The organism is Cryobacterium zongtaii (assembly GCF_002909375.1).
Lineage (GTDB): Bacteria > Actinomycetota > Actinomycetes > Actinomycetales > Microbacteriaceae > Cryobacterium > Cryobacterium zongtaii.
The window spans coordinates 148632-160457 of the sequence record NZ_PPXD01000018.1 but is presented as its reverse complement, the minus strand read 5'-3'; the positions used below and the strand labels follow the sequence as shown (position 1 = coordinate 160457).

Here is an 11826-nt window from a genome sequence, read left to right as displayed (position 1 = left end):
CAGGGGGGACCCTGTGGGAGAGTAGGACACCGCCGGACTTAACTTAGAAACACACAGAAAAGCCACCCCACCGGGGTGGCTTTTCTGCGTTTAACCCCCACCCTCCCCGGTCGAGCCCCTCACGAGCCCCAGAGCCGGCCTCACCGGGTCTTGACAGGCTCGACCGACGGACGGTCACGCCCCTGGGGGCGGCTCACCGGGTCTCGACAGGCCTCGACCGACGAGGACGGTCACGACCCGCAGGGCGGCTCACCAGGGCTCGACAGCCACAGCTCGCGGGCGAAGGGGAGGGAGGGGTTAGCGCTCGGGGAAGTCGTGCGGGCGGCCGGTGAGGACCGGAGAGAGCTTCTCAAGCCGGCCGCGCTCGAGCAGGTGGCCGTTGTACTCGCGGTTACGCCGTACTTCTGCTACGCCGATGAGAAGGTACTCCGGCGGTACCGCCGGGAGGGGCGACACGAACGGCGCCACCTCCGCGGCGAGGCCCTCCGCGAGCCGCACCCGGGTGTCGGGGGAGAGCTGGTGGGCCTGCCGCAGGAACTGCGCCACCCGGCGAGACAGGCGATCGGGCAGGCGGGCGACGTCCACCGTCGCGGCCCAGGACGCCAGGACCGGCGGCAGCACAAAGGTGGGTTCACTGAACCGCGGCACCCGCTCGTGTTGGCTGTAGGTGCCGGCCAGGAGGTCACCGAGTCGTTTGGAACGGGAGTTGAGCAAGGCGCAGGTGACCGCGAGTCCGCCGAAGGTGAGGAAGATCTCGATCACGCCCATCAGCGCCCGAATGAAGGAATGCCGCAGCCCGGTGGCGCCGCCGTCATCCCGCACGATGCGCGCGCCGACCGCCCAGCGGCCCAACGACCGTCCGTGCGAGAGGGTCTCGACCAGCATCGGCACGATCAGCAGCGAGAAGACCAGGCCCGAGATGGCCAGCGCCTGGGCCAAAGCCTCGTCAATTCCGTCGCCGAACAAACCCGAAACCACTAGCGCCATGAGCAGGAAGAAGCCGACGTAGGCCACCCAATCGATCATCGTTCCCGCACCTCGCAGGATCACGCTCGCCGGGCGAACATCGAGGGCAACGGCCTCACCGGTCACCAGCTCGTGCTCGATCAGGGAATCTTCACCGTGATCGGCTGCTTTCCAGGGCTCCGCCATGTCTACTATTGAATCAGATGGATCTTGACGCGTATTCAGCGGCGCACCGCGCCGAATGGGACCGCCTGGCCGCACTCGGCCGCCGGCGGCAACTCAGCGGTGCCCAGTCGGACGAACTGATCCAGGCCTACCAGGCCGGCGCCACCCAGCTCTCGGTCATCAAGACCGCCGCCGGTTCGACGATGCAGGGCGACAGGCTCTCGGTGCTCCTGTCCAGGGCCCGGCTGCGCTTCACGGGCGCGGGCACCAACGTGCTCTCGCAGTTGCCGCGGTTCTTCCTCACCCAGCTGCCGGCCGCGCTGCACAGGTTGCGCTGGCTCACCCTGGCGGTGGCCGTGGTGACGTTTGTCGTCGCGGGCCTCTACGCGGTCTGGGCCACCAACAACCCCGACGTGCTGGCCAACTTCGGGTCTCCCGCCGAGCTGGAGCAACTCGCCAACCAGAGCTTCGTCTCCTACTACTCCGAGAACCCCGCGGCGTCCTTCGCCGGACGGGTGTGGACCAACAATGCCTGGATCGCGGCGCAGTGTGTCGCGTTCGGCATCCTGGGCGTCTACGTGCCGTACATCGTCCTGCAGAATGCCCAGAACCTCGGCGTCACCGCTGCGGTGATGTTCGCCTACGACGAGGGCGACACGTTCTTCCTCTACATCGCCCCGCACGGCTTGCTGGAACTGACCGCGATCTTCGTGGCGGCAGCAGCGGGCCTTCGCATCTTCTGGGCCTGGATCGCGCCGGGTGCCCGCACCCGCGGTCAGGCCCTGGCCGAGGATGCCCGCGCGCTGTTCACGGTGGCGATCGGACTGGTTTTTGTGCTGCTGGTGTCCGGCATCATCGAGGGCTTTGTGACCCCGGCGCCATGGCCCTGGCCGGTGAAGATCGGCATCGGCGCTGCGGCCCTGCTGGCCTTTCTCGCCTACATGCTGGTGCTCGGCGGGCGCGCCGTGCGCGCGGGCGAGACCGGTGACCTGGCCGAGTTCGAGGCCGGCAGCGCCCGGGTCTTCGCCGGCTGAGCGTCGCCGACTAGAGCCGGCCCGCCGCCTTGAGGGCGATGTAGCGGTCGGCCAGGGCCGGCGGCAGCTCGTCGGGGGCACCGGTGACCACGTCTGCGCCGAGCTGCCGCACAGCCGCGGCCACCCGAGTGGCGTCCAGCAAGGTGCGTTCCGCCGACGCGGCCCTGTACACGTCTTCGCGGGTCCCTCGGCTGCGGGTCAGACCGGCGACCGTCGGGTCCGTCACCGATGCCACCAGCACGGTGTGCCGCGAGGTGAGTTGACCGAGCACCGACAGCAGCCCCGTCGACGCGCCGGGGGCATCCATCGGGGTGAGCAACACCACCAGCGCATGCTGGCCGGTGATGCCACGGATCTGGCCGGGAAGGGCCGTCCAGTCCATCTCGATGAGCTCGGGTTCGATCAGCGCCATGCCGTCCACCATGCGGCTGAGCAGTTCCGCTCCCGACGCGCCCTGCACCCGGGCCCGCACCCGGCGGTCCCAGGCCAGGAAGTCCACCCTGTCTCCGGCCCTGGACGCCAGTGCGGCCAGAAGCAGCGCCGCCTCGAAGGCGGTGTCCAGCCGTGGTTCGTCGGCGACCCGGGCGGCGGAGGTGCGGCCGGTGTCGATGACGATCACAATGCGTCGGTCACGTTCGGGCCGCCAGGTGCGCACCACGACGTCGTTGCGGCGGGCGGTGGCACGCCAGTCGATGGACCTCACGTCGTCGCCGCGCACGTATTCGCGCAGGGAGTCGAACTCGGTACCCTGGCCGCGCACGAGCACGCTGGTGCGTCCGTCGAGCTCCTTGAGCCGGCTGATCCGGCTCGGCAGGTGTTTGCGCGAGTGAAAGGGCGGCAGCACCCTGATCTGGGCGGGCGCGATGAGGGTGGCCTGCCTGGCCCAGAGGCCCAGCGGGCCCATCGAGCGCACCGTCACGTGGGACGCGGTGCGTTCTCCGCGCCGGGTGGGCACGAGAGTCAGCTCGACCAGGCGTCGTTCCCCGGGCGGCAGCGTCACCGCCGTGCGGTTGTTGCCCGCGCCGGCCGACGGCTGCCACCCGTCGCGGACGATGCCGCGAAGCCGGCGGGGACCATCGTTGCGCAGATAGAGCTCGCTGGTCACCTCCTCACCCAGGCGCACCCTGGACGGCAACACCCGGGCCAGGGTCAGCCGCCGCGGCGACGCGGCGAGGGCCAGGTCGATGCTCCCGAGTGTCAGGGCGAGCAGCAGCCAGCCGGCCAGGACCGCCAGTGCCCGCGTGGACGTGTCGCCGAGCAGCACGATGGGCACGACGCCGAGGGCGACGAGGAGGACGAAGCGGCCGGTCAGTGTCATCGGATGCGTGTCATCGATTAGATCGGAACCTGGACCTGCTGCAGCACGCCATGCAGGATCGTGTCGACGGTGATGCCTTCGAGTTCCGCCTCCGGGCGCAGCTGGATTCGGTGTCGCCACACCGGCAGCACCATGGCCTGCACATGATCGGGGGTGATCGACGCGTAACCGCTCAGCCACGCCCAGGCCTTGGCCGCGGCGAGGAGGGCGGTGGTGCCACGGGGGCTCACGCCCAGCTTGGCCGACGGGCTGTTCCGGGTGGCCCTGGCCAGGTCGACGATGTACGCCAGCACGTCGGGGCTCGCACCGACGGCGGCGACGGATGCCTGGGCCGCGGCGAGTTCGGCGGCACCGAGCACCGGGGTGACGCCCGCGGCGGTGAGGTCGCGTGGGCTGAACCCGGTGGCGTGCCGGCGCAACACCTCCAGCTCGACGTCACGCTCGGGGATGTCGAGCACGAGCTTGAGCAGGAACCTGTCCAGCTGGGCCTCGGGGAGCGTGTACGTGCCTTCGTATTCGATCGGGTTCATGGTCGCGGCCACGATGAACGGTTCCGGCAGCGGGAGCGAGAGCCCGTCCACGCTGACCTGGCGCTCCTCCATCGCCTCCAGCAGGGCGGACTGGGTCTTCGGAGGTGTGCGGTTGATCTCGTCGGCGAGTAGGATGTTCGTGAAGACGGGCCCGTTGCGGAACTCGAACTCGCCGGCCTTCGCGTCGTAGATGAGCGAACCGGTCACGTCGCCCGGCATCAGGTCGGGGGTGAACTGCACCCGCTTGGTGTCCAGGCTGAGCGCGTGGCTCAGGGACCGCACCAGCAGGGTCTTGGCCACACCGGGTACGCCTTCCAGCAGCACGTGACCGCGGGAGAGCAGGGCGATGATCAGTCCGGTGACGGCGCCGTCCTGCCCGACGACGGCCTTGCCGACCTCGGTGCGCACCTGCGCGAGGGCGCGGCGCAGGCTGTCGGTCGAGGCGTCGGCTGGGCTGGTCTCGGCGGATGTCGGGGCGTGGCTGGTCATGGTTCCATTCTTCCGGTTGACGGGCGAGCGGTGGGGGAGGGCCCGGCGCCGGGCGGGCGGGCGGCGAGGGCGGTGGCGCGTTCCAGTTCGTCGATGGCGTCCGACAGCGCCATCATGGCGGCGTCACTGCCCGGCACCTCACCGACGAGCACGGCGTGCACGCGCTCCGGCGGCCGGGCGGTGAGCGCCGCGACAGTGCGGATCACCTGGTCGAGGGGCGCGGTCCGGGGCAATCCCGCGGCCTGGGCCATCCGGGCCACCGCGCCGATCCGGATCGCATCGACCGCCCGCAGCCGGGCGCTGCCGCGGGCGTACAGCCGCGCGCGCCCTTCCATGGTCTCGCTGGCCCGCACGACGACGGGCAGGTTCTCGGCGACCAGGGGGCCGAACCGGCGGCCGCGCCACACCATGGCGGTGACGGCGACGCCCACCAGCAGGAGCAGCATCGGCGTCACCCAGCCGGGCGTGAGCGCGCCGAGCGAGGGCGGGCCGGTGACGGGCACGTCGGCCAGGGTCGGCAGATACCAGACCAGGGTGTCGGTGGCGCCGAGAAGGTTGAGGGCCAGCGCGGCATTGCCGTAGGTGGCGATCTCGTCGTTGGCGAACACCGCGGTGTCGGCAACCAGGGTGACGGTGCGGTCATCCGTGACCCGTTCGATCACCGAGAAGGTGTCGTTCTCGCCGGGGAAGCAGCCCGTATAGCCGGCGGTGCCCGCGGGCAGGCCGAGTGTCTTGCCGCCGGGTGAGATCGTTTCGGCGCGCTCGGCGGCCGGAACCGGGCACTCGGCGTCGAGGGAGTCCGCGCCAGACACGCCGCCGAACCCGACCTCGGGGGCCAAGGCCTGCAGGGCACGGAAGTCGGGGTCAACGACAACGGTGCGGCCGGCCAGATCACCGAGCCGATCGAGCTGGTCGGTGCTGAGGTAGCCGGACTCGTCGGACAGGAACAGGGTGGCATTCCCGGCCGCGGCCGTCGCATCGCCGGCCTCGTCGAGGGTGTTCACGGGCACGACGGTCACCCCCTGCTGGCGGAGCACCTCGACGACGGCCATGCCGCCGGTCGGAGCGGGGTTGTCGGCCCCCAGCCGCGGGCCGGCGGCGCCCCCGGCCCCGGTGAGGATGAAGGCGATGACGGCCACGAGCAGGGCGCCGACCCCGGCGACGACCCAGAACACGGACCTCCGCAGCGCGAGGCGAATCGTGGGCGTGCTCGACACCGGACTCGCGGTGGCGACGGCGCTCACGGAGCCACCGGCGCCGTCGAGCGGGGGCGGGCGGCCCGCAGATCGGCGTCGAGGTCGACCAGAGCGGAGTAACCCTGCTCGGTTCCGGTGCCGCCGAGGTAACGCACGCTCTCGAATACGCTCGCGCCACTGATCAGCCGGGCCCGTTCGTCGGGGAAGGCGTCGCCGGCCAGTTCGGCGACGCGGTGCGCCGTCGTTCCCGGTGTCGGCCGCAGGATGGTGCGTTCCGCCAGCCCCTGGGCGATGGCCCGGAAGGCCTCCTCGCTGGCGAGGGTCCAGTCGCCGGCCGATGCGGCGGCGGCGGCCGATTTACGCAGTTGATCCGCGGTGCGGCGATCATCGGCGGCGAACAGTCCCGCGGCCTTCCGGCGGCGACGTGCCCGCCGGGGCAGCCCGAAAACGAGCACGGCGGCCACCAGCAAGGCGATCCCGATCAGCGTCGCGACCAGCGGGATCCAGCCCCCGCTGCCGTCGCCGACGAAGGACAGCGAAGAGAACCAGTCGAAGATCGCCTGGGAGAGCCTGTCGAACCAGGTGGGCTGGGCCGCCTGGTAGGGAGCCTTGGCGAGCTCATCGCGCAGCCACTGCTGCGCGTCGGGCGCGCTGGGATCCACCGGGATCCCCATCCACGGCAGAACCGGCCCCCACCCCGTGATCATGCCCAGGGCGACCCCGGGTCGGGGCGGGTCGCAGTGTCGGCGGCAGCGGGCGCGGTGCGGGTGAGGTAGGGATCGCTGGCCTTGGCGCCGGGGGCCGCTTCGACGAACCTTTGCAGCTCCAGGTCAAGGCCCTCCTTGCGCATCCGCAGGTCGATGTAGATCAGGGCAACGGCGGCCGACTGCACGACGGCGGTCACGGCGCCCAGGACCAGGGCGATCAGGAGCGTGAGGACGTACAGCACGATGGCGGGAATGTAGGCGTCGAAGGCGGCGTTCGGGTCGATCAGGCTGAGCACCACGCTGAACAACAGCGACAGCGGGGTGGTCACGATTTGCGCGACGACGTTCACGATCACCGTGATCAGCAGCAGAACACCCAGGGTGCGCCAGAAGAAGCCGCCCGTCAACGACCAGGAACGCCGGATCGCCTGCCGGATGCCCAACCGTTCCAGCACGATCAGGCTCGGGACGACGGCGGTCTTGGTGCTCACCCAGGCTCCCAGGGCGACGAGCCCCAGTCCGCCGAAGACACCGACGATCACGGCCGCTGCGATCCACCCGCCGCCCAGGAGGACGCACACGAAGACCAGTCCACCGATGAGCAGCACGCCGACCAGCAGCGCCGCGCTGAGCAGCAGGGTCCAGCCGACCAGTGGCCACACCCGCCGACCCACCTGGCGCCACAGCGCGCCCAGGCGCAGCTTCTCACCCAGGGTCGCCCGGGACACCTCGAGCACGATCACGCCCTGCAGAAGTGCCGACGCGACGATGGCCAGGGCGACAGGTATCAGGGCGGACAGCACGATGGTGAGGATCGCGCCGGCCTCGACGGCATCCTGTTCATCGACCGGCGCCGAGGCGACCCGGCTGAGGGCGAAAAAACTCACCAGGCCGACGACGACCAGGGTAATCAGGAGCGTGGCGCCCTGCACGATCAGTGCGCTGCCGAAGGTGGCCTTGGGATTGCGCCGCAGAACCTGGAAGGGAGCGCCGAGCAGGGTACCGAAGCCCAGCGGGCGCAGCGGAATCAGACCGGGCTTGGGCGGCGGGGTCCAGGCCGGCGGCGCACTGGGCCGGTAGCCGCCGGACGGTGCCGCCGGAGGGGTGCCGGGCGCGCCCGTCGGGGCGTATTCGCCGTAGCGAGGTACGCCGGGGGAGGTGGTCGGGGGGTGCCAGTCTGGGTCCGTCACGCCTCCATGCTGGCATACCCGGACTGCACTGTGTGGCCTGCGCGATATCTCGGAGCCGTGTCGACTATTCTTGTGCCAGAGATTGCCCGTGTCGTGCGCGTTATTGCCCGGTGACCGGGCGGAAAACGGATCAATGAACTCACGCATTTTGGTTGTCGACGATGACCCCGCACTCGCTGAGATGATCGGCATCGTCCTGCAGGGCGAGGGCTTCGAGCCGCACTTCTGTGCGGACGGGGCGCAGGCCCTTGACGCGTTTCACAGCGTCGTACCCGACCTGGTGCTCCTCGACCTCATGCTGCCCGGGCTGGACGGCATCGAGGTGTGCAGCCTGATCCGGGCCGAGTCCGGCACCCCCATCATCATGCTGACGGCGAAGTCGGATACCACCGATGTGGTCAAGGGGCTGGAATCCGGCGCGGACGACTACATGGTCAAACCGTTCAACCCCAAGGAGCTTGTCGCCCGGATTCGTACCCGGCTGCGACCGGTCCCGGTGGAGACGCCCGCCAGTCTGCAGATCGGCGACCTCGTCGTCGACGCCGCCGGCCACGAGGTCAAACGCGGCGACCAGAGCATCAACCTGACACCGCTGGAATTCGACCTGCTGCTGGCGCTGGCCTCCAAACCAGCCCAGGTTTTCACCCGTGAGATGCTCCTCGAACAGGTCTGGGGCTATCACTACAAGGCCGACACCCGGTTGGTCAATGTGCACGTTCAGCGTCTGCGCGCCAAGGTCGAAGACGACCCTGACAACCCGCGCATCGTGATGACCGTGCGCGGAGTCGGCTACCGCGCCGGCGCCGCCAGCTAGGGGCCCGGTGGCTGCGCGGTTGGGCGTGTTCAGGCTGGACTGGCGATCGTGGGGATCGTGGCGCCGCCTGGCCCAGCAGCTGCGGCGCAGCTGGCGCTCCTCCCTGCAGTTCCGCACCGTCGCCATCACGGTGCTGGCGTCGGGCGCCGCCATTGGACTGGTCGGCGTGTACATGTCGGTCAGTGTCGGCAACGACCTGTTCCAGTCGCGGCTGACCCAGATTCTGGTGGACTCCAACCGGGCCACCAGCGCCGCCCAGGGAATCCTGGACTCCTCGGATGCCGTCGACCGGGTGCAGGTGCAGACGCTGTTGGAGTCAGCCCGCACGTCGATCTCCGCCGCGTCGTCGAGCCGGCTGGTCGCCGTCTTCAGGGTGCCGGGGCAGGAATCGTCGACCGTGGCACCCCAGGACTCCTCGACGTTCGGATCATCCACCGCGGTCATCTCGCCGGAACTCCGGGAGGCCGTGCAGGACGACGCCGACGGGCAGTTCTGGCAATCGGTGACCCTGGCCTCCGACGACGGTTCGTCGGTGCCCGGAATCGTCGTCGGCTCCCAGATCACGGTCCCCGTCGCCGGGCGCTACGAGCTGTACATCGGGTACAGCCTCGCCGACGCCGAATCGACGCTGCTGTTCGTGCAGCGGACCCTGGGCGGCGCCGGCCTGGCCCTGATGGTGTTGATCGGAGCGGTCACCTGGATCGTGGTGCGCTTCGTGGTCGCCCCGATCCAGGTGGCGGCCCAGACCAGCCAGAAACTCGCCTCCGGTGACCTGGGCGTGCGGATCCCCGAGAAGGGCGAGGACGTGATCGCGACGCTGGCCCGTTCGTTCAACGGCATGGCCGACAGCCTGCAGAGCCAGATCAAGGAACTGGCCGACCTGTCCGAGGTGCAGCAACGTTTTGTGTCCGACGTCTCGCACGAGCTCCGCACCCCTCTCACCACGATCCGCCTGGCCGGAGACCTCCTTTACGACCAGCGGGCCAGCTTCCCGCCGGCCACCGAACGCACCGCGGAGCTGCTGCACACCCAGGTGGAACGCTTCGAGCTGCTCCTGGCGGACCTGCTCGAGATCAGCCGCTATGACGCCGGGTCCGTCGAGCTCGAATCCGAACCCACCAATCTTGTGCATCTGGCGGAGGACGTCATCGACGGCATGCGCTCGCTCGGAGATTCCAAGGGGAGCGAGATCAGGCTGGCCGCGCCCGGCGGGCACCTGGCCGCGGAGATGGACCCACGACGGGTGCGCCGCATCGTCAACAACCTCATCGGCAACGCCATCGAGCACGGCGAGGGCAAACCGATCGTCGTGTCGGTGGACAGCAACGAATCGGCGGTGGCGCTGTCGGTACGGGACTACGGAATGGGCATGACCCAGGCCGAGATCACCCACGTGTTCGACAGGTTCTGGCGGGCTGACCCGTCCCGCAAACGCACGATCGGCGGCACCGGGCTCGGCCTGGCCATCTCCCTCGAGGATGCCGCCGCCCACCGCGGCTGGCTGCAGGTCTGGTCCAGTCCCGGCGCCGGGTCTTGCTTCAGACTGACCCTGCCCCGCACAACCGGCGTCGCGCTGACGGTGTCGCCCAACCCGCTGCCGCCGGCGGATGCCGACACCGCCGGATTCGTGTCGTCCCACGCCGAACCGAGAAGAGACCACCATGCGTAGCCCGGCCAGGCTCGTCGCCGTCGTCACCGCGATGGCCCTCCTGCTCGGCGGCTGCTCGAGCATTCCGCGCACCGGGGCAGTGCAGACCGGCCAGGACGTGGTGGCCGGGGAAAACCCGGCCCCGGTCTTCCTGCCGGACCGGCCACGGGACGGGGCCTCGATGGAGGAGATCCTGACCGGATTCATCGGCGCCGCCACCAGCCCGGACAACAACTACGAGATCGCCAGGGAGTTCCTGACGGCGGATTTCAGCGACACCTGGAAGTCCGACACCGGTGTCACCGTTGAAGACGGGTCTGGGCGCATCGTCGTGCCCGTCGACGACAGCACGATGCTCGTGTCCGTGCGACCGGTGGCCGAGGTCAACGCGATCGGTGAGTACCACGGCGACGCCGCGTCGGCGAACGTGCAACTCCGCTACCAATTCGCGCAGGTGAACGGCGAGTGGCGGATCAGTGCGGCGCCCAACGGCACCGTTCTCGACCAGAACACCTTCGAGGACGTCTTCAGCGCCCAGTCGCTCTATTTCTTCGACCCGGACTTCCAATTCCTGGTACCCGACGTGCGGTGGTACCCGCGCGGGACATCCCTGCCGACCAAGATCGTCAACGGCGTGCTCAGCGGACCCAGTGAGTGGCTCGCCGGCGCGGTGACGTCGGCGTTCCCCGAGGGCACCGCCCTCACCGCCGACGCCGTCACCGTGGTGGCCAGGGACGCCAAGGTGGACCTGAACAGCGAGGCGTTGAACGCCGACAGGCTGACCCTGCAGCGGATGAAGAGCCAGCTGGAGAACAGCCTGCCCAGCGGGCTCACGGTCACGGTCACGATCAACCGGAACTCTCAGGACATCGCCGCTCTCGGCGCGAACGAACCCGTGGTGAACCCCCGGGTGGATGCGCGGGCCCTCGTGCTGCGCGATGGCGAGTTCGGGTTCCTTGCCGCGACCGGCAAGACGATCAACCTGTTGCCGGGGCTGTCGGAGTCCGTCGCCGCCCTCGCACCCAGCGCGGTCACGCTGTCGCCGTCGCAGACGGCGGCCGCCGCCCTCACCGCCACCGGGGTCTACGGAGTCAGGGTGGGCGAGGACGCCAGGCTGCTCGATCCGCGGCAGAACCTCATCGCCCCGTCCATCGACGGCTCCGGCTATGTCTGGTCGGTGCCGGGAGACCGGCCCAACGAGCTCTTCGTGTACAACACTCAGGGAGCGGCGCAGGCCATTCCGACGCCATGGCTGGACTCCTCGGCGATCACCGCGCTCAAGGTCTCCCGCGACGGCACCCGGGTGATCGCGCTGCTGAGCGCGGCCGGCGAGCTGCGCCTCGTGGTGGCCGGTGTGCTGCGGGAGAACGGCGCTCCGGTCGGCCTGGGCGACCCCGTGCAGCTGGCCACCGACGCCGGAATCCCGATGGATGCGACCTGGGTCGACCAGGCAACGGTGGCGTACCTGAGCCTGCAGCCAGACGGAGAAAGTCGCGTCGTCTCCCACGAGATCGGCGGCACCAGCGAGCAGCTCGAGTCGTCGACGGGAATCCGCTCGATCACGGGCAGCAACCTGTTGCGCGACCTGCGGGCGCTGTCCGTGGAGGGGTCACTCCTGGTGCAGCGCGGCATCGGCTGGCAGGAACGTATCGACGCGGTCGCCCTCGTGGCCACCCAGCAGGGCACCGGCGGCTGAGCCGGCCCTCCTCCCCAGCCGCCGCGGCCGCCGACAATGCACAGGTGAGCGCGTCAGGCCGCAGGGATCACCC

10 protein-coding genes are annotated in these 11826 nt (G+C 69.9%); 4 read left to right on the top strand and 6 right to left on the bottom strand.

Features of this window, described 5'->3' with window-relative positions; translation table 11 throughout:
- Window positions 1–297: 297 nt before the first annotated feature.
- Window positions 298–1152, bottom strand: coding sequence for an RDD family protein (locus tag C3B61_RS12140; protein WP_103460906.1), 855 nt, complete (start codon window positions 1150–1152; stop codon window positions 298–300).
- 17 nt (window positions 1153–1169) lie between these two features.
- Here C3B61_RS12140 and C3B61_RS12135 point away from each other — a divergent pair, with 17 nt between their 5' ends.
- Entirely contained in the window at window positions 1170–2165 is a 996-nt protein-coding gene (locus C3B61_RS12135) for a stage II sporulation protein M (protein WP_103460903.1), read from the top strand.
- A gap of 10 nt (window positions 2166–2175) precedes the next feature.
- On the opposite strand, the gene C3B61_RS12130 is transcribed toward C3B61_RS12135, so the two are convergent.
- The 5 genes from C3B61_RS12130 to C3B61_RS12110 are packed head-to-tail and all read right to left on the bottom strand — an operon-like array spanning window position 2176 to window position 7595.
- The gene (locus C3B61_RS12130) at window positions 2176–3483 is read right to left on the bottom strand and encodes a DUF58 domain-containing protein (RefSeq protein ID WP_103460901.1); all 1308 of its coding nucleotides are present in this window, start codon (window positions 3481–3483) and stop codon (window positions 2176–2178) included.
- A 17-nt stretch (window positions 3484–3500) separates the two neighbouring features.
- Window positions 3501–4502 (bottom strand): AAA family ATPase, encoded by a 1002-nt coding sequence (locus tag C3B61_RS12125; RefSeq protein WP_088455313.1) that lies wholly within the window; start codon window positions 4500–4502, stop codon window positions 3501–3503.
- Window positions 4499–5746: a DUF4350 domain-containing protein gene (locus C3B61_RS12120; RefSeq protein ID WP_103460898.1), complete on the bottom strand. Its 1248-nt coding sequence runs from the start codon at window positions 5744–5746 to the stop codon at window positions 4499–4501. The genes C3B61_RS12125 and C3B61_RS12120 overlap by 4 nt, the downstream gene beginning before the upstream one ends.
- Window positions 5743–6360 (bottom strand): DUF4129 domain-containing protein, encoded by a 618-nt coding sequence (locus C3B61_RS12115; protein WP_244285922.1) that lies wholly within the window; start codon window positions 6358–6360, stop codon window positions 5743–5745. Before C3B61_RS12115 ends, C3B61_RS12120 begins: the two co-directional genes overlap by 4 nt.
- Window positions 6361–6401: 41 nt before the next feature.
- Entirely contained in the window at window positions 6402–7595 is a 1194-nt protein-coding gene (locus tag C3B61_RS12110) for a hypothetical protein (protein ID WP_103460894.1), read from the bottom strand.
- Window positions 7596–7728: 133 nt separating this feature from the next.
- Between C3B61_RS12110 and mtrA the strand changes: the two genes are divergently transcribed.
- From mtrA to C3B61_RS12095, 3 genes are read left to right on the top strand one after another with little or no spacing between them, the layout of a single operon-like run.
- A complete protein-coding gene (gene mtrA / locus C3B61_RS12105; protein WP_103460891.1) occupies window positions 7729–8409 on the top strand; it encodes an MtrAB system response regulator MtrA in 681 nt (226 codons plus the stop codon).
- Between the two features lie 7 nt (window positions 8410–8416).
- A complete protein-coding gene (gene mtrB, locus C3B61_RS12100; protein ID WP_244285921.1) occupies window positions 8417–10078 on the top strand; it encodes an MtrAB system histidine kinase MtrB in 1662 nt (553 codons plus the stop codon).
- On the top strand, window positions 10071–11753 hold the full coding sequence (locus C3B61_RS12095; protein ID WP_103460889.1) for an LpqB family beta-propeller domain-containing protein: 1683 nt from the start codon (window positions 10071–10073) through the stop codon (window positions 11751–11753). The genes mtrB and C3B61_RS12095 overlap by 8 nt, the downstream gene beginning before the upstream one ends.
- The last annotated feature ends 73 nt before the right edge of the window (window positions 11754–11826 follow it).

What these genes read in the sequence shown, in the direction of transcription:
- C3B61_RS12135 (WP_103460903.1), top strand. Translation starts at nt 1,170, where the DNA reads ATGGATCTTGACGCGTATTCAGCGGCGCACCGCGCCGAATGGGACCGC.
- mtrA (WP_103460891.1), top strand. Translation starts at nt 7,729, where the DNA reads ATGAACTCACGCATTTTGGTTGTCGACGATGACCCCGCACTCGCTGAG.
- C3B61_RS12095 (WP_103460889.1), top strand. Translation starts at nt 10,071, where the DNA reads ATGCGTAGCCCGGCCAGGCTCGTCGCCGTCGTCACCGCGATGGCCCTC.
- C3B61_RS12130 (WP_103460901.1), bottom strand. Translation starts at nt 3,483, where the DNA reads ATGACACTGACCGGCCGCTTCGTCCTCCTCGTCGCCCTCGGCGTCGTG.
- C3B61_RS12125 (WP_088455313.1), bottom strand. Translation starts at nt 4,502, where the DNA reads ATGACCAGCCACGCCCCGACATCCGCCGAGACCAGCCCAGCCGACGCC.
- C3B61_RS12140 (WP_103460906.1), bottom strand. Translation starts at nt 1,152, where the DNA reads ATGGCGGAGCCCTGGAAAGCAGCCGATCACGGTGAAGATTCCCTGATC.